The 17,469-nt window shown below is 66.1% G+C and carries 12 protein-coding genes and 1 tRNA gene; 7 read left to right on the plus strand and 6 right to left on the minus strand.

Going from position 1 to position 17,469, the window contains the following annotated elements; translation table 11 throughout:
• Nucleotides 1-104 precede the first annotated feature (104 nt).
• Nucleotides 105-3,290 (plus strand): TonB-dependent receptor, encoded by a 3,186-nt coding sequence (locus CV103_RS01905; RefSeq protein ID WP_245896610.1) that lies wholly within the window; start codon nucleotides 105-107, stop codon nucleotides 3,288-3,290.
• A 310-nt stretch (nucleotides 3,291-3,600) separates the two neighbouring features.
• Nucleotides 3,601-4,848, plus strand: a complete 1,248-nt coding sequence (locus CV103_RS01910) for an FAD-dependent oxidoreductase (RefSeq protein WP_107393818.1) — start codon at nucleotides 3,601-3,603, stop codon at nucleotides 4,846-4,848.
• Between the two features lie 51 nt (nucleotides 4,849-4,899).
• Here CV103_RS01910 and CV103_RS01915 read toward each other — a convergent pair whose 3' ends face one another.
• Both CV103_RS01915 and CV103_RS01920 read right to left on the minus strand, forming a co-directional pair.
• Nucleotides 4,900-5,181 (minus strand): VOC family protein, encoded by a 282-nt coding sequence (locus CV103_RS01915; RefSeq protein ID WP_211314328.1) that lies wholly within the window; start codon nucleotides 5,179-5,181, stop codon nucleotides 4,900-4,902.
• 105 nt (nucleotides 5,182-5,286) lie between these two features.
• Nucleotides 5,287-5,362: transfer RNA gene (locus tag CV103_RS01920), tRNA-Thr, on the minus strand.
• Between the two features lie 147 nt (nucleotides 5,363-5,509).
• On the opposite strand from CV103_RS01920, the gene CV103_RS01925 reads away from it, so the two are divergent.
• The 5 genes from CV103_RS01925 to CV103_RS01945 all read left to right on the plus strand — a co-directional run bounded on the left by CV103_RS01925 (nucleotide 5,510) and on the right by CV103_RS01945 (nucleotide 13,828).
• The gene (locus CV103_RS01925; RefSeq protein ID WP_107393819.1) at nucleotides 5,510-6,811 is read left to right on the plus strand and encodes a PAS domain-containing protein; all 1,302 of its coding nucleotides are present in this window, start codon (nucleotides 5,510-5,512) and stop codon (nucleotides 6,809-6,811) included.
• 199 nt (nucleotides 6,812-7,010) lie between these two features.
• A complete protein-coding gene (locus CV103_RS01930) occupies nucleotides 7,011-11,672 on the plus strand; it encodes an NAD-glutamate dehydrogenase (RefSeq protein ID WP_107393820.1) in 4,662 nt (1,553 codons plus the stop codon).
• Nucleotides 11,673-11,776: 104 nt separating this feature from the next.
• Nucleotides 11,777-12,457: a PepSY-associated TM helix domain-containing protein gene (locus tag CV103_RS01935; RefSeq protein WP_015457911.1), complete on the plus strand. Its 681-nt coding sequence runs from the start codon at nucleotides 11,777-11,779 to the stop codon at nucleotides 12,455-12,457.
• 5 nt (nucleotides 12,458-12,462) lie between these two features.
• Complete coding sequence (locus CV103_RS01940; RefSeq protein WP_107393821.1) at nucleotides 12,463-12,981, plus strand: DUF2271 domain-containing protein; 519 nt, start codon at nucleotides 12,463-12,465, stop codon at nucleotides 12,979-12,981.
• Nucleotides 12,982-13,006: 25 nt separating this feature from the next.
• Nucleotides 13,007-13,828, plus strand: coding sequence for a DUF4198 domain-containing protein (locus tag CV103_RS01945; RefSeq protein ID WP_107393822.1), 822 nt, complete (start codon nucleotides 13,007-13,009; stop codon nucleotides 13,826-13,828).
• Between the two features lie 211 nt (nucleotides 13,829-14,039).
• Here CV103_RS01945 and CV103_RS01950 read toward each other — a convergent pair whose 3' ends face one another.
• The 4 genes from CV103_RS01950 to fliP all read right to left on the minus strand — a co-directional run bounded on the left by CV103_RS01950 (nucleotide 14,040) and on the right by fliP (nucleotide 17,138).
• Entirely contained in the window at nucleotides 14,040-15,176 is a 1,137-nt protein-coding gene (locus CV103_RS01950; RefSeq protein WP_107393823.1) for an EscU/YscU/HrcU family type III secretion system export apparatus switch protein, read from the minus strand.
• Nucleotides 15,177-15,274: 98 nt separating this feature from the next.
• Nucleotides 15,275-16,057 carry a flagellar biosynthetic protein FliR gene (gene fliR / locus CV103_RS01955; RefSeq protein ID WP_015457915.1) on the minus strand — a complete coding sequence of 261 codons (783 nt, stop codon included), beginning with the start codon at nucleotides 16,055-16,057 and terminating at the stop codon, nucleotides 15,275-15,277.
• Nucleotides 16,054-16,326 (minus strand): flagellar biosynthetic protein FliQ, encoded by a 273-nt coding sequence (locus CV103_RS01960; protein ID WP_041865189.1) that lies wholly within the window; start codon nucleotides 16,324-16,326, stop codon nucleotides 16,054-16,056. Before CV103_RS01960 ends, fliR begins: the two co-directional genes overlap by 4 nt.
• Nucleotides 16,326-17,138, minus strand: coding sequence for a flagellar type III secretion system pore protein FliP (fliP, locus tag CV103_RS01965; RefSeq protein ID WP_107393860.1), 813 nt, complete (start codon nucleotides 17,136-17,138; stop codon nucleotides 16,326-16,328). Before fliP ends, CV103_RS01960 begins: the two co-directional genes overlap by 1 nt.
• Nucleotides 17,139-17,469: the final 331 nt, after the last annotated feature.

A 17,469-nucleotide genomic window follows, 5' to 3' on the forward strand; every position in this document is an offset into this window, starting at 1 on the left:
TCCCTGAGACTACGAACGATCGAAACCGGCGGAAGCAATGCCGGAATAAAATGAGGGGGATGTCAATGTTCCGAAATCGAGGCGCCTCGTTCCGATTGGCGTTGATGGCGGGTGCCACCCTGTGCGCATCGGTTCCATTGCAATATGCTTCGGCCGCCGACCTGCGCGATTATGCGATCGCCGCCCAGGACCTCGGCGGCGCGATCCGCAAGTTCGCGCTGGAAACCGGACGCGACATTGCCTTCGATCCGGCGATCGTGGCCGGCAAGAAGAGCCGCGGGCTATCGGGCAAGCGATCGGAAGAAGATGCGCTGCGCGCGCTGCTGGAAGGGACCGGCCTGCGCTATATCCGCACCGCGACCGGCTATGCCATCGTCGCCAGCCCGGAAGGCGCGACGGGCGCCGTCACCCCCGCGGAGACGCTCGACATCGTGGTGACGGCGCAGAAGCGTGAGGAGAAGATCCTGGACGTGCCGATCGCGGTATCGGCTTTTTCGGGGACCCAGCTCGATCGCCAGAAGATCGAAAGCGGTGCCGATCTGGTGCGCGGGGTGCCGAACCTGAACTTCTCGAAAAGCTTTTCGAGCATGTACAATATCGGCATCCGCGGGATCGGCACCAAGGCGCTGAACTCGTCGAGCGATCCGGGCGTGGCGGTGAGCTACAACAATATGCCGCTGATCCGCAACCGCCTGTTCGAGCAGGAATTCTTCGACACCTCCCGGCTGGAAGTTCTGCGTGGCCCGCAGGGCACGCTCTACGGCCGCAACGCCACCGGCGGTGTCGTCAACATCTTCCCCGCGCTGCCCACCAGCGAGTTCGAGGGCGAGCTGAAAGGCGAGGTGGGAAACTATGAGACCCGCCGGGTGAGCGGGATGCTCAATATCCCGCTGACCGATACGTTCTCGATCCGCGGCGCGGGCGCCTACACCAAGCGCGAGGGTTTCGATTATAACGAGTTCACCCGCAACCGGGTGAACGGGCGCGATCTCTGGTCGACCCGGCTGTCCGCCCAGTGGGAACCCGATGACAATTTCAAAGCAAACGTCATCTGGGAACATTTCAACGAGGATGACGATCGCTCCCGCACCGGCAAGGCACTGTGCACCACCGACCCAGGCCCGGAAATGGTGGGCAGCACTATTGTTCCCGATCGGTTGCGCAGCCGCCTAAGTCAGGGTTGCTTGCCTGGATCGCTTTACGACGATGCCGCCTTCGGCGTGCCCAATGCCGCAAGCCAGACCGCGCTCTATTATGCCCAAAGCGTCGGCATCGGATTTACGCCGGGGCCAGCCGGAACGATGATTCCCGGTGATATCATCTATCTCGTAAAACCGGGAGACCCCTATGCGGGGATCGTTCAATCGCGCGACCCGCGTAAAATTTCTACCGCTGTCGACCCCACCTTCCGGGCCAAAAACGATATCGTTCAATTGAATCTGGAATGGAAAGCGGCAGAAAATCTCACTTTAATATCCCAAACTGCATACAGCCGCGATCGCTGGTATTCATCGCAGGATTACAACAGATTTGTTTCAAATCCTCTATTCGGTGACAGCATAGGTACCGTTAATGTTCTGAACTCCCCCTTTGCGGATGATGGCCCCGTTCCAGGTGGCGTCTATACCGATCCTCAGCTTGGGCCATCGGACAGGCTTTTAACTGTGGACTTGAATCGAACACGCACTCGCCAATGGACACAAGAAATTCGCCTTCAATCTGATTTTTCCGGCAAAATCAATTTCAACATAGGTGTGAATTATCTCAATTTTAAAACAAAAGACGATTATTACGCCTTCAGCAATCTGTTCAATCTTACTGCCACATTTGCATATTTGCGCGATTCCGATAAGGAATATGGCAATCCACCAATTTTAACATCATTATATTGCCCGCCCGGAACTACGGATCCAGCTTGCATATACGGCCTATATCAAGATAGAAACCCCCTAGATCAAGTCGATGATCAGGGCCACAATTACTTTCTTAGTCGCAATAACGTTAAAACAAAGTCATGGGCCATATTTGGAGAAACTTATCTGCAATTTAACGACGAACTTAAGTTAACTCTTGGCGCTCGATATACCGACGACAAGAAATATCAAACGCAAATCCCTAGCCAGCTACTTCTAACCAGCGCTATCGTAACAGGCGGAACCGTTAACTATGGATATCCGTCTTTGCCGGATATCAATCAAAGCTGGGGTCGATTCACAGGTCGCGTTGTAGTTGATTGGAAGCCGAGCCTATCATTCACTAATGATACTCTGGTCTACGGATCCATCTCCCGTGGATATAAAGGCGGCGGCGCCAATCCTCCGCGCGTTGATTTCGATCCCCGTATTGTTCAATACGTTCCGCTGCCCGACAGGTACAAGCCAGAATATCTGACCTCCTTTGAGGTTGGCACGAAAAATCTTCTGGCAAATAACAAAATAAGCCTGAACGCAACGGCATTTTTCTACGATTATGATGATTACCAGATATCCCAAGTAACAGATCGGATCACATACACGGAAAATTTCGATGCACAGACTTGGGGCCTTGAATTAGAGGCAACCTGGCAACCTAATCGGAATTTTCGTTTCAACAGCAGCCTTGGGTATCTCAACACAAAATTGAAGAAGAACGCGAAATCGATTGATGTGATGGATCGCACCCAGGGAAATCCAGATTGGACGGTTGTTCGCCCCTGGCTACAAGTTCCAACGAACTGCATTGCACCGACAAAATATGTCGAGAAAGTGATCAGCACCTTTCCGAGCGAGCTGGCTCTCGCCGCACTGTGCCCAGGATCGACAGGTATTGGTTCATATAACCCCAACATACCGCCAGAAACCACCGTTCCATATTGGCAATATCTTGGATTTACCTACGACCCTCTGACGGAGGCCCCTAATGCTGGCCGAGGCTTTGACGCCGATCTTTCAGGGAACGATCTACCGAATTCGCCCCATATTACTTTCAATGTCGGCGCGCAATATACGGTTTTCGTAGACAATGATGACTGGGAATTAACCCTTAGAGGTGACTATTATCGGCAGTCCAAAAGTTACGCACGGGTATATAATACGGAATTCGATAGATTGAAGGGTTGGGGAAATCTGAATCTATCCCTTACATTTTCTCGACCAGCAGATGAGTTGTCATTCCAGTTATATGTCAAAAATGCGCTCAATGATCAGCCCATCACAGACGTTTTCTTGAGCGCCGACGACATTGGCATGCCGGCAAATACATTTTATCTGGACCCAAGAATCATTGGATTCAACGTAACCAAGAAGTTCTAAAAGTTCTAATATGAGAGAGGGCGGCCGCCGTCGATGGCAGGACGGAGGCCCCCTTCCCGGAGCAGCGAGCATCGGCCGCCCACTTTTTCCGCGCTCTGCCGTCAGCCCATCGTGACCCGGATCACAGCGTGCCGCCGGCCGCCATTTACCATGATCCGCGTCCCTCGCACGCGGCGAAGGATCGGGGCGACGGCCACCCACGTCGCCCCGCCCGCCCCTTGCTCCCGGCACGAGAAGCGCCTTTCCCAAACCCTGCATCCGTCAGCGTCCGCCATTGGCCGGACCGGATTTTCGCGCTAGCGATGGGCGCATGGGGGGTATCGACATCGCCGTGGCCGGCTGTGGACCGGCGGGGCTGGCCGCGGCGCTGCTGCTGCGGCGCGACGGCCATCGGGTGACGCTGTTCGACCGGTTCGAGGCTCCCCGCCCGATCGGATCGGGCCTGATGATCCAGCCGACCGGCCTTGCCGTGCTGGAACGGATGGGCCTCGCCGATGCAGTCATCCAAAACGGCGCGCGGATCGACAGGCTGACGGGACAGGCGGCCCCCAGGGGCTCGATCGTGCTCGACGTCCATTATGCCGCGCTCGGGCGGAAAACTGCTTTCGGGATCGGCATCCACCGCGCGCGCCTGTTCGCGCTGCTCCACGATGCGGTGACGGCGGCCGGCATACCGATCGCGACCGGACGGACCATAGCCGGAAGCGATCTGGACACGGCCGGGCGCCGCCGTCTCCGCTTCTCCGGGGGTGATGCAGCCGGCCCCTTCGATCTGGTTGTCGATGCGCTGGGAACGCGGACCCCGCTCGCCCCGCCGACCGGGCGGGCGCTGGCTTATGGCGCCTTGTGGGCCAGCCTCGATTGGCCGGACGCGCCGGATTTCGACGAGACGGCGCTCGAACAACGCTATCGCCGGGCGAGCATGATGGTCGGCGTGCTCCCGATCGGCACGCCGCCCGATGCCCGACGCGCGCAGGCCGCCTTCTTCTGGTCGCTGCGCGCCGATCGGCTGGAGGCATGGCGCGACGCCGGGCTGGATGCCTGGAAGGCCGAGGTTCTGGCGCTCTGGCCGGCCTGCGCGCGCCTGCTCGATCAGATCGTCGATCCCGACCAGCTTACCTTCGCGCATTATGCCCATCGGACGCTGCGACACCCGGCCGAACCCGCGCTGATCCATATCGGCGACGCCTGGCATTCGGCGAGCCCGCAACTGGGCCAGGGCGCCAACATGGCGCTGCTCGATGCCTGGGCGCTCGCGAAGGGGCTCCGCGAAACCGCGGACGTTGCGGAAGGCATTGCCCGCGCGGTCGAGCGGCGGCGGCGGCACGTGCATCTCTACCAACGGCTCACCGCGCTGTTCACGCCGGTCTACCAATCCGACAGCCATATGCTGCCTTTCATCCGCGACCGGCTCGTCGGGCCGCTGTCCAGGCTATGGCCCGCAACCTGGATACAGGCCGCGATGGTCAGCGGCTTGATCGGCGATCCGCTGCGGCCGCTTGGCCTCGACGGGCCGGCCGCCCCGTCGCATCGCACGCCGCTCCGCGAAGCCGCCTGAGCGGGACACCCCCGGACGCGCGGCTCCTCGCCGTTCATCTCCCCATTGCGTTCAGCCGAGTTCCTGGGCGAGTCCGACGAGAAGCTCCTCCGGCCCGCGAATGTAGCAGAGGCGATAGGCGTCTTCATACCGGACGACTTCGCCCACGAGTTGCGCGCCGCGCGTGCGGAGCCTTTCGAGCGTCTCGTCAATGTCGTCCACGGCGGACATGACGCGGAGATAGCCCAGGGCGTTGACCGGCGCGCTCCGGTGATCCGCGACGACAGGCGGCGCGAGAAACGTGCGTTCCTGTCCACAATTCTGCGAGGTCCGCGCCGTAGGGGTGGAAGCCAATGCGCTGCGCTATTGCGATCCCGGCGCGATAGCAGCATCGTTGATCCGGCCAACAGCCGCGGCAAGCGATCTGCCGCTAACGCCGGATAATCAAAGGCTTGAAGGTGGTGCCGCTTACAGGACTCGAACCTGTGACCCTCGCATTACGAATGCGATGCTCTACCAGCTGAGCTAAAGCGGCGCAGCAGGTGGGCGGCCCTCTACCAGCGCCTATCGGGCCTGACAAGCGCGTTCCTTCGCTTTGTCGGCGGCGGCAATGATTTACCGAAATTAAACCACAACCGCGCCATGTGCCGGGTTCAGGCATTCCCGGTTGGGGCGACGAATCATGGAAAGCATGCGGCCGATCGAGGGGGAGGCGGCGATGGAGGCGGCCGAGGCCGATGCCGGCATGGATGCCCCGCCCGCGATCGGCGCGGACGAGCGGCGCATGCATGTGCGCGCCTATAATTACTGGGTATCGCTGCTGGCCGGCCGGCCCTTCCCCGCCATCCAGGATCTGACGCCCTCGGAAATCGCCGATTTCGGCCCGCACAGCGTGCTGCTCGATTTCAGCGGCGATCCCGAAAATCCGGCGATCGTTTTCCTCGGCCATGCGCTGCGGGCGGAAAGCGGCCACGACGCCGATCTCGCGACCATCGCGGAGGTGCCGGGCGGAACGCTGCTGTCGCGGCTGACCGATCATTATCTGGAGATCATCGCCAACCGCGCGCCGATCGGCTTCGAGGCGGAATTCACCAGCCGGGGCGGCACGAACACGCTCTATCGCGGCATATTGATGCCTTTCTCCTCCGGCGGCGACAGCATCGATTTCGTCTATGGCGTGATCAACTGGAAGGAAGTGGCGAGCGTGGAGCAATCCGCCCTGCTGGCCGAGGAGATGGCGCGCGCGATGTTCGCGGCGCCGGGCGCCGCCGCGGCCTGGGCCGATGGCCCCAACGCCGCATCCCCCTTCCCCATCGCCGACGACGATGCCGATGGCGACTGGTTCGATGCCGCGCCGGGACGGGACGGCTATGATCCCGCCGCCGATATCGGCCTGGCCGACCGGCTGGCGCTGGCGCGGGAGACGGCGGACGCGGTGCGATCCGCCCGCGCCCGCACGCGCGCGGCACTCTATCGCGCGCTGGGCCTCGCCTACGACTTCGCATTGGTCGCCGAGGCGCGGCCGGACGAATATGCCGAGCTGCTCGCCGATTGCGGGATGAAGGCGCAGGCCCGCGCGCCGATGACCCCGGTGGTGAAGCTCGTCTTCGGCGTCGATTACGACAAGACCCGCCTTACCGAATTCGCGGCCGCCCTTTCCCATGCGCGGCGCACCGGCATCGCACTCGGCGGGCTGCGCGCGGCGCTGGAGGCGCATGAGGGCGGGCTGAAGGGCATGGTCGCGGCCGAACGCGCCGCCCGCCGGCCGGCCGCGCTGCCCCCCAGGGCCGATCCGCGCGCCGCCCTGCGCGCCGTTGCCGCCGCCGCGCGCGTGCGGCTGGAAGGCGATGCGTCCGCCACGGCAGGCGAGGAATATCTGCTGCTGGTCGGCCGGCGCGAGGCGGACGGATCGGTGGCGATCCTCCAGCCCGCCGCCCAGGACGGCAAGCTGCTGGAACGGGTGCTGCGCCACGCCGCGCGCTGATCGCCGATTCGTTTTTCCATCTGCGTAATAATATTACCGGAAAGGCGGGAAGGCCGACGCCCCCGGCTCGCTTCATTGCCGCTTCCCGCCCGCGAATTGCGCGGATTCCTCGCGCCTTGCCCCGGCCGGCGGGGGGGAGCATATGACCCTTTGGAATAGCCAGAAGCGGCGATCCCCAGCCGCTGCCGAGGAGCGGAATATGCCGGCCACGAGCCAAGCGCCTGCCGATAACGTCAATGATTCCATTGCCATCGCCCTGTCCCAGGCGCTGATGCGCGGCGCCCTGCCGGGCGAGACCAACGATCTTGGCGAGGAGGCGCTGGCGGCCGCCGGCACCTTCGTGGCGCAGGCCGCGGCCGAACGCGCGCACGGCCACCCCGCCATCCGCCTGGAATCGGCGGGCGGCGAGGAAGGCCGGCGGCGGATGCGGCTGGCGGTGATCAACGACGACATGCCCTTCCTGGTGGATTCGGTGGCCGGCGCGGTCGGCGCGCACGGGCTCGCCATCCACCGCCTGCTCCACCCGATCCTTTCGGTGCGCCGCGACGGCGAGGGCAAGCTGACCGCCATCCTGCCGGACGACGCCAGCGGCGAACGCCGCGAATCGATGATCTATATGGAGATCGAGCGCGCCGACGCCCGCACCCGCCGGGCGCTGGCGGAGGAGATCGAGGCGGTGCTGGCCGACGTGCGCGCCGCCGTGGGCGATTGGCCACGCCTGCAGATCGCGCTGCGCGAGGATGCCGAACGCCTGCCCGACGGCGAGGGCGCGGCGCTGATGCGCTGGTTCGGCGATCGCCATTTCACCCTGCTGGGCCACCGCATCGAATTGCCGGACGGCACCCATCGCGACGGCCTGGGCATCCTCGCCAACCCGGCGCATGAGGTGTGGAGCGCCGAGGCGCTGCAATCCGCGCTCGGCCATTTCCGCAAGGGCGGCGATGCCCCGCTGATCCTGAAGGCCGATCGCATCGCCACCGTCCACCGCCGCGTGCCGATGGACCTGCTGGCCCTGCCCCGCCGGGTGGACGGCACGATCGAGGGCGTCTCGCTCCACGCCGGCCTCTGGACCAGCGCGGCGCTGCGCGCGCCTTCGGACAAGGTGCCGATCCTGCGCGCCCGGCTGAACGCGCTGGACGAGAAATATGCCTTCGATCCGCTCAGCCATGCCGGCAAGGCGCTGCGCCACGCCCTTTCCTCGCTGCCGCACGACATATTGGTGGCGGTGAGCGCGGCGGGGCTGGAGGAGCTGGCGCTGACCGCCATGTCGCTGGCCGATCGCCCGCGCCCGAAGCTGGTGCTCGCCCCCTCGGCGCTGGAACGCCACCTTTTCGCCTTCGTCTGGCTGCCGCGCGACGAGCTTTCCACCGGGCGGCGCACCGCCATCGGCCGGATGATCGAGGAACAGGCCGGCGCCACCATATCGAGCTGGGCGATCGAGCTGGGCGACGGCGAGCTCGCCTTCATCCGCTACACGCTGGATCTGAAGCCGGGCGCACCGCTGCCCGATGCCCGCGCGCTCGACGCGCGGCTGGAAAATATGGTGCGCGGCTGGGACCCGGCGGTGGAAGCCGCGCTAGCCGAGCAGGTCGGCGCCTCCCAGGCCACCCGCCTGGTCCTCTCCTTCGGCGCCGCCTTCCCGCAATCCTATCGCAGCCGCTATCCGGCGGAGGAAGCCGGACGCGACATGCTGCGCCTGCGCGCGCTGGACACGCCGGAGCAGCGCGGCGCCCGGCTCTACCGCCTGCCGACCGACGGCGCGCGCCAGCTCCGCCTCAAGACCTACCGGCTCGGCGGCCTGATCCCGCTTTCGGATGCGGTGCCGGTGCTGGAGGCGTTCGGCTTCCGCGTGCTGGAGGAAAATCCCACCCCGCTCGACGGCGGCAAGCTCGGCTATATCCACGAATATCTGCTCGAGCTGGACGAGGCGATCGACGCGGATGCGGTGATGATCCGCGCCGAGGTGGCCGAGCAGGCGATCGCCGCCGTGCTGGAAGGCCATGCGGAAAATGACAGCTTCAACCAGCTCATCATCGCCGTCGGCCTCGATCCGCAGGCGGTGGTGCTGTTCCGCGCCTGGTTCCGCTACCTGCGCCAGACGGGCCTGTCCTACGGGCTGGACACGGTGGCGCTGGCGCTGCGCAAGGCGCCGGTGGCGGCACGGCGGATCATCGACCTGTTCTGCGCGCTCCACGATCCGAAGCATGCCGGCGCCAAGGAGGCCCAGGCCGCCGAGGAGGCGATCGACGCGGCCCTCGCCAATGTCGCCGCGATCGACGACGATCGCATCCTGCGCCGCATCCGCGCGCTGGTGCAGGCGACGCTGCGCACCAACGCCTTCGCCCCCGGCGGGCGCGAGGCGCTGGCCTTCAAGCTGGACAGCGCCGCCATTCCCGGCTTGCCGGCGCCGCGCCCCTGGCGCGAGATCTGGGTCTACAGCCCCCGCGTGGAGGGCATCCACCTGCGCGGCGGCCCGATCGCGCGCGGCGGGCTGCGCTGGTCCGACCGGCGCGACGATTTCCGCACCGAAATCCTGGGCCTGATGAAGGCGCAGCTCGTGAAGAACGCGGTGATCGTGCCGACGGGCGCCAAGGGCGGCTTCTATCCGAAGCAGCTCCCCTCGCCCGCGCTCAACCGCGATGCGTGGCTGGCGGAAGGCACCGAAAGCTACCGCATCTTCATCCGCGCGCTGCTTTCCGTCACCGACAATATCGTCGAGGACAAGGTGGTCCATCCCGAAAAGGTGGTCGTCCGCGACGGGGACGATCCCTATTTCGTGGTTGCGGCGGACAAGGGCACGGCCAGCTTCTCCGACGTCGCCAACGCCATCGCGCTGGAACATAAATTCTGGCTGGGCGATGCCTTCGCCTCGGGCGGCAGCCAGGGCTACGACCATAAGGGCATGGGCATCACCGCGCGCGGCGCCTGGGTTTCGGTGCAGCGCCATTTCCTGGAAATGGGCGTGGACGTGCAGACCCAGCCGGTCACGGTGGCGGGTTGCGGCGACATGTCGGGCGACGTGTTCGGCAACGGCATGCTGCTGTCGAAGGCGCTGAAGCTGGTCGCCGCCTTCGATCATCGCCACATCTTCCTCGATCCCGATCCCGATCCGGCGGCAAGCTGGGAGGAACGCGCGCGCATGTTCGCGCTGCCGCGCTCGTCCTGGGCGGATTATGATGCCAAGCTGATCTCCAAGGGGGGCGGCATCTTCCCGCGCACGCAGAAGGAGATTCCGGTTTCGCAGGAGGCGGCCGTCGTGCTCGGCATCGCGGCCGGCACCTACGATCCCTCCACGCTGATCGCGGCGATCCTGAAGAGCCCGGTCGACCTTCTGTGGTTCGGCGGCATCGGCACCTACATCAAGGCCCGCGACGAGAATAACGCCGAGGTGGGCGATCCCGCCAACGACGCACACCGCGTGAACGGCGAGGACCTGCGCTGCAAGGCGGTGGGCGAGGGTGCCAATCTGGGCGTCACCCAGGCGGGCCGCATCGCCTTCTCGCTGAAGGGCGGGCGGATCAACACCGACTTCATCGACAATTCGGCCGGCGTCGATTGTTCGGACAATGAGGTCAACATCAAGATCCCGCTCAACCGCGAGATGATGGAAGGCCGGCTGGGATTCGAGGATCGCAACGCCTTCCTCGCCAGCATGACCGACGATGTCGCGGCACTGGTGCTGGAGGACAACCGGCTGCAGACGCTGGGCCTCTCGCTCGCCGAACGCGGCGGCGCGGGCGCGCTGCCGGCGCAGGTCCGCGTGATCGAGATCATGGAGGCGGCCGGCCGCATCGACCGCGCGGTCGAGGGGCTGGAAAGCTCGGACGAGCTGCTCCGCCGCGCCCAGGACCAGCGCGGCCTCACCCGGCCGGAGCTGGCGATCCTGCTGAGCCACGGCAAGCTGGCGCTGCAGGCCGCGATCGAACAGACCGACCTTGCCGACGATCGCATGCTCGATCCCCTGCTGCACGCCGCCTTCCCGCAGGCGATGCAGGATCGCTTCGGCGAGGCGATCGACCGGCACCGGCTGCGCGGCGCGATCATCGCCACCAAGATGGCGAACCGTGTCGTCAACCGACTGGGCCTGGTCGCCCCGTTCGAGCTGGCGGAGGAGGAGGGGATCAGCCTGGCGCATGTCGCCTCGGCCTATTTCGCCGCCGACGCCATGTTCGGGCTGGAGGCGATCTACGAGGCGATCGAGCAGGCGGCGATTTCCGAGGACGCCCGTTTCCAGCTGCTGGAGGCGACATCCGCCGCCGCCCGCCTGCATATCGCCGATCTGATCCGGGCCGGCGGCACGCAGATGAAGGCCAGCGAGATCGCGGAGAAGTTCGGCGACGGCGTGCGCCGGCTCGATGCCGCGGCCGAGATGCTGCTGCGCCAGGAAGCCCGCGTGCAGGCCGATGCGCTGCGCGATCGCCTGCTCGCCACCGGCGCCGACGAGGCGCTGGTGAAGCGGATCGTGCGGCTGGACGAGCTGGACGGTGCCGTCGGCACCGCCGGCCTCGCCCAGGCGCTCGGCGTGGACGAGGTGGCCGCCACCACCGCTTATGTGCGGCTGGGCGAGGTGCTGGGGCTCGACTGGGCGAAGGCGGCGGCGATCCGCTTCGTCTCGTCCGATCCGTGGGAACGCCTGCTCGTCGCCGGCCTCGCCCGCGATTTCGAGCAGCTTCGCCTCGATTTCCTCAACCGTGCGGGCGGCAAGGAGCCGGCGGCGGCGGTCGAGACGTGGCTCAAGACGCATGAGCCGCGCGTCGCCCAGTTCCGCTCGCTGGTCGATCGCGCGCGCACCGCGCCGGCGCCCACCGCCGCGATGCTGGCCCAGATCGCCAGCCAGGCGCGCGGCCTGCTGGGCCGCTGATCGCGACATATCTTCCCCCTCCCCCGCCGGGAGGGGGAAGAACATGCGATCCATTCGCAAAATCTCGTTGTTAACGCGAATCGTTCGCGTTATGCGGGCCGGGCATGCAGGAATATCCACCCGCCGCCCGAACGCCCTTGAAGGGGGAAAAGCCCGTGGCCAAGCCACGTCGCGGCCGCAGCGCGCGCACCTTCTGGCTGAAGCAGCTCCATACCTGGCACTGGGTCAGCTCCGCGCTCTGCCTGATCGGGCTGCTGCTGTTCACGATCACCGGCATCACGCTGAACCACGCGGCCGAGATCGAGGCCCAGCCCGTCACCGCCGAACGATCCGCCCAACTGCCGGCAAACCTGCTTTCCGCCGTCGCGCCCGATGACGCCGCCGACGCGAAGAAGCCCCTGCCCGCCCCCATCGCCCAATGGCTGGGCGCGGAGCTGAAGGTCCCGGCGGGCGGCATCGCCGAATGGTCGGCGGACGAAATCTACCTCGCTTTGCCGCGTCCCGGCGGCGATGGCTGGGTATCGATCGACCGCGCGACCGGCGCCGTCACCGCCGAGGAAACGAGCCGCGGCTGGATCGCCTGGCTCAACGATCTCCACAAGGGCCGCAATGCCGGCGGCACGTGGAAATGGTTCATCGACATCTTCGCCGGGGCCTGCCTGGTCTTCTCCATCACCGGGCTGTTCCTCCTCCAGCTCCATGCGTCCAAGCGGCCGAGCACCTGGCCGATCGTCGGCGCGGGTCTGGTCATCCCGGCGATCCTCGCCCTCTATTTCATCCACTGAGGTCCATGATGCGCACCACCACCCTCAGCCTCGCGGCCACTGCCACCCTCGCCACCCCGGCCGCCGCCGCCGGGATCGACGTGACCGTCGACATCCCCCAGCTCAAGGTCGCCGAATATCACCGGCCCTATGTGGCGATGTGGATCGAGCCGGTGGGCCAGCCCGCCGCCCACACCATCGCCGTCTGGTATGATGACGACATGAAGGCCAACGAAGGCACCAAATGGCTGCGCGACATGCGCACCTGGTGGCGCAAGTCCGGCCGGACGATGACCTTCCCGGCCGCCGGCATCAGCGGCGCCACCCGCGCGCCCGGCCCGCAGAAGATCAGCTTCACCGCCGGCAAGGGCGGCCTGCCCAACCTCGCCCCCGGCCAATATGTGCTGTTCGTCGAGGCCGCCCGCGAGGTTGGCGGGCGCGAGGTCGTGCAGCTTCCCTTCTCCTGGCCCGCCAAGCCCGGCCAGAGCGTCCGCGCCGCCGGCTCGACCGAGCTTGGCCAGGTCGTCGCCACCTTCAAGCCCTGATCCGCGAAACGAGAGGACCCGCCCGATGCGCCTTCGCCTGCCCCGCCTGCTGATCGCCACTGCCGCCCTCGGCCTGGCCGCCACCGCCGCCACCGCGCACCGCCAGTGGATGATGCCTTCCGCCACCGTGCTTTCGGGCGACGACGTGTGGGTGACGGTGGATGCCGCCGTCTCCAACGACCTCTTTTATTTCGAGCATCAGCCGCTGCGGCTCGACAATATCAAGGCCTGGGCGCCGGACGGCAGCGAGGTGAAGATCGAGAATGGCTCCACCGGCCGCTATCGCAGCACCTTTGACGTGCACCTGACGCAGAAGGGCACCTACAAGATCGCCAATTCCGGCGGCGGCATCATGGGCAGCTACAAGCTGAACGGCGAGGAGAAGCGCCTGCCGCGCGGCGCCACGGCCGATCAGGTCGCCAGCCTGATCCCCGCCGGCGCCACCGACGTGAAGCTGAGCGAGGGCTGGAACCGCAACGAGATCTTCGTCACGTCGGGCGAGCCCACCGATACCGTGCTCAAGCCCACCGGCAAGGGGCTGGAACTGGTGCCCGTCACCCACCCCAATGATCTGGTGGTGGGCGAACAGGCCACCTTCCGCTTCGTGATCGACGGCAAGCCCGCCGCAAACCTCAAGGTGGCGGTGATCCCCGGCGGCATCCGCTATCGCAACAGCCTGAACGAGGTGGAATATACCACCGACGCCAAGGGCGAGGTGAAGATCGACTGGAAGGAGCCGGGCATGTACTGGCTCAACGCCACCGCCACCGACGACAAGGCCAGCGTGCCGGGCGCGGCCCAGCGCCGGCTGGGCTACATCACCACCCTGGAAGTGCTGGCGCCGTAAGGACGGCGCTTCCGCTTTCCCCGGCGCCCGCCAGCCATACCCGCATCGTCGTTCCCGCGCCGGCGGGAGCAAGCGGCGCGATGAAGCCGCCAGCTCCCGACACAATGGATCCCCGCCTGCGCGGGGATGACGATAGGTGCGGAGTGACGGGGCGCGGGTTTCCCGCACGGGGCGTCGGCCGGTGGCACGCGCCCGTCGGGCCGCACACTCCTCAGTCCGTCGCGCGGCCCTCGCTGTCGAAGCGGGCGCCGGCCGGCACCTCCACCACGGGCGGGGCGATGCCTTCGACCATGGCGCGATCGATGTTGAAGACGAAGGCGATGATCGTCGCGACCGCGAGATAGAGATCGTCGCGGATCTGTTGGTTGGCGCGCGACGTGTAATAGATGGCGCGGGCGAGCAGCGGATAGCTCAGCATCGGCACCGCATTTTCGCGGGCCAGATCGCGGATCGCGTCCGCCGTGGCGCCGCGGCCCTTGGCCACCACCACCGGCGCGGCATCGAAGCCGGGGCGATAGCGCAGCGCCACCGCGAAATGGGTCGGGTTGGTCAGCACCACCGTCGCCTCGGCCACCGCCTTGCGGCCCGATGCGCTCATCTGGTGCTGCTTGCGGCGGATGGTGGCCTTCAGCTCGGGCGAACCCTCGCTCTCGCGATGCTCGCGCTTCACTTCGTCCTTGGTCATGCGCAGGCGCTGGCCGCGCTGGATGATCTGGGCGGGGATATCGATGCCGGCGATCGCCACCAGCGCCAGCGCCATCACCAGCACCGCCATCACGAAGCTGCCGCCCACCTCGCCGATCGCATGGCGGATATCCTGCCCGCCCAGCCCCGCTATGCCCCGCGCCTGATGCGAGAGCAGCCACCAGCCGACGCCGCCCAGCAGCGCCACCTTGGCGAGCGACTTGCCCAGCTCCACCAGCCCCTGCAGGCCGAAGATGCGCTTCACGCCGTTGAGCGGGTTGAGCTTGTCGCCCTTGAAGGCCACCGCCCCCCAACGGAAACCCAGCGAGCCGAGCGCGGCCGGCGTGCCGATCGCCGCCAGCAGGGTGAGGCCGAACAAAGCGGCCAGCGGCAAGGCCACCATGACGAGCAGGGTCAGGATTGCGCGGCCCGGATCGAAATCGGCGACCGCGCCGTGATCGAAGCTGAGCGCCGCGCGCAGCATATCCTCCAGCGCGCCGACCGCCCACGGCCCCGCCAGCGCCAGCCAGCCGGCCCCGGCCAGCACCACCAGCGCGGTGCCCAGCTCGCGGGACTGGAGGACATCGCCTTTCTCGACCGCCTCGCGCTTGCGCTTCTCGGTCGGGGCCTCCGTCTTCTGGTCCTTGTCCGCGCCTTCCGCCAAGCCGTCCGCTCCCCCCACGATCGTGATGGAAAGCAGTGCGCCAACAAGGTTAACAGTCCGTTAGGCCGCATCGGGAACCGATATGCGACGGCCCTGTTCTACCCGCCCCGCGCCAGTTGCCCGGCCATTTCCAGCCCGCGCTGGATCGCGCCCAGCACCGCATCCGCCATCACGGGCGCGGCGATGGCCAGCAGGATCAGGCCGGCGAGAAGGGCGGCGGGCAGGCCGACCGCGAACAGGTTCATCGCCGGGGCCGAGCGGGAGAGCATGCCCATCACGATCTGGACGAGGATGATGGCGAAGGCGACGGGCAGCGCGATCGCCACGCCGGCGGCGAAGACGATGCCGCCGAAATCCACCAGGCCCTTGATGCTTTCCGCCCCCAGCCACGCCTGCCCCGGCGGCAGCGCGACATAGCTTTCGAACACCAGCCCCGCGAGCGCGAGGTGGCCGCCGATCGACAGGAATAGGAAGGTGCCGAGGATCGACAGGAACTGGCCGATCGCCGGGCTCGACTGGCCGGATTGCGGATCGACCATGCCGGCGAAGCCCAGCCCCATCGCATTGCCGATCACCTCGCCCGCCAGCAGCGCGGCCGAAAAGCCGATCTGCACGGCGAAGCCCAAAGCAAGGCCCGCCAGCACCTCGCCCGCAATCAGGGCGAAGCCTTCCAGCGAGACGATGCCGCCATCGGGCAACGCGAAGGGCACGGCGGCCGTGGCCGGAATGCCGACGGCCAGCGCGATGATCAGCCGGAGCTGCACCGGCACCTGCGGGCTGCCGAACACCGGCGCCGCCACGAAGGCCGCGCCCGGCCGGATCATCGCCAGCATCCACAGCCAGAGCTGCGCCTCCACCCCGGCAAAGCCGGCGGGGATCATCGCATCAGATCCGGGATGCGGGCAAAGATGTCGCGGGTGAAATCGGCGACCAGCAGCATGATCGCCCCGCCGAAGATGGCGAGCGCCAGGCCGACGATGATGAGCTTGGGCACGAAGCTCAGCGTCTGTTCGTTGATCGAGGTCGCCGCCTGCACCATGCCCAGGATCAGGCCGGCCGCCAGCGCCGGGATCAGGATCGGCGCGGCCGCCAGCGCCAGCACCCACAGCGCCTGCTGGGCGACGCCGATGAAATAATCGGCATCGGCGATCATGTCGCGAACGATCCCGCCAGCGATCCCATGGTCAGCGCCCAGCCATCGACCATCACGAACAGCAGGAGCTTAAACGGCATCGAGACGATCGACGGCGACAGCATCATCATGCCCAGCGCCATCAGGGTGGAGGCCACCACCAGATCGATGATGAGGAAGGGCAGGAAGATCAGGAAGCCGATCTGGAAGGCCGTCTTCAGCTCGCTGGTGACGAAGGAGGGCAGCAGGATCGAGAAGGGGATTTCCGCCGTGCTGGCGAAGGGCGGCACCTTGGCGAGATCGGCGAACAGCTTGAGGTCGGTCTCCCGCGTCTGCTTCACCATGAAACCGTGGAGCGCCGTGCCCGATCGCTTGATCGCATCCTCGATGCCGATCTGGCCCGCGCCGTAGGGCGTGTAGGCGCTGGTGTTGATCTCCGCGATCACGGGCCGCATCACGAACAGCGACAGGAAGAGCGCGAGGCCCACCAGCACCTGGTTGGGCGGCGTCTGCTGCAGGCCCAGCGCCTGGCGCAGGATCGACAGCACGATGATGATGCGGGTGAAGCTCGTCATCATCAGCACCAGCGACGGCAGCACCGTCAGCAGGCTCATCAGGACGAGGATCTGGAGCGACAGCGAAAGCGGGCGCCCGTCGCCGGAGATGGTGGTGAGCGCGCGATCGAGCGCGCCGGGGCCGGCCGGCGGCGGCACGGGCGCCGCCTGCGCGAAGGCCGGATGCGTCCATAGCAGCATCGCCAGCAAGGCTATCACTGCGAGGACGAGCCAGCGCCTTATGCTCCCGCCGTCATGCAGAACCCGTTTCAGCATCCACCCCTCCACGAGAGCGACAGCGCCTGCGGCACGGTGGACCCTGAAACAAGTTCAGGGTGACGAAGGGAATGATGCCCGACCTTCCCCACGGCTTTCCCCCGCCGAGATGCAGGGACGAGCCAGCACCCCATATTCCCGCGGTCATGCTGAACTTGTTTCAGCATCCACTCCTCCACGAGAGCGACGGCGCCTGTGGCACGATGGACCCTGAAACAGGTTCAGGGTGACGAAGGGAATGATGCCCGACCTTCCCCACGGCTTTCCCCCGCTGAGATGCAGGGGCCAGCCAGCACCCCATATTCCCGCCGTCATGCTGAACTTGTTTCAG

This window comes from Edaphosphingomonas fennica (assembly GCF_003034225.1).
Classification (GTDB): domain Bacteria; phylum Pseudomonadota; class Alphaproteobacteria; order Sphingomonadales; family Sphingomonadaceae; genus Sphingomonas_E; species Sphingomonas_E fennica.

Bases quoted from the DNA above. Each gene is read 5' to 3' on its own strand.
- CV103_RS01905 (WP_245896610.1), top strand. From the start codon at position 105: ATGGCGGGTGCCACCCTGTGCGCATCGGTTCCATTGCAATATGCTTCG.
- CV103_RS01910 (WP_107393818.1), top strand. From the start codon at position 3,601: ATGGGGGGTATCGACATCGCCGTGGCCGGCTGTGGACCGGCGGGGCTG.
- CV103_RS01925 (WP_107393819.1), top strand. From the start codon at position 5,510: ATGGAAAGCATGCGGCCGATCGAGGGGGAGGCGGCGATGGAGGCGGCC.
- CV103_RS01930 (WP_107393820.1), top strand. From the start codon at position 7,011: ATGCCGGCCACGAGCCAAGCGCCTGCCGATAACGTCAATGATTCCATT.
- CV103_RS01935 (WP_015457911.1), top strand. From the start codon at position 11,777: ATGCAGGAATATCCACCCGCCGCCCGAACGCCCTTGAAGGGGGAAAAG.
- CV103_RS01940 (WP_107393821.1), top strand. From the start codon at position 12,463: ATGATGCGCACCACCACCCTCAGCCTCGCGGCCACTGCCACCCTCGCC.
- CV103_RS01945 (WP_107393822.1), top strand. From the start codon at position 13,007: ATGCGCCTTCGCCTGCCCCGCCTGCTGATCGCCACTGCCGCCCTCGGC.
- fliR (WP_015457915.1), bottom strand. From the start codon at position 16,057: ATGATCCCCGCCGGCTTTGCCGGGGTGGAGGCGCAGCTCTGGCTGTGG.
- fliP (WP_107393860.1), bottom strand. From the start codon at position 17,138: ATGCTGAAACGGGTTCTGCATGACGGCGGGAGCATAAGGCGCTGGCTC.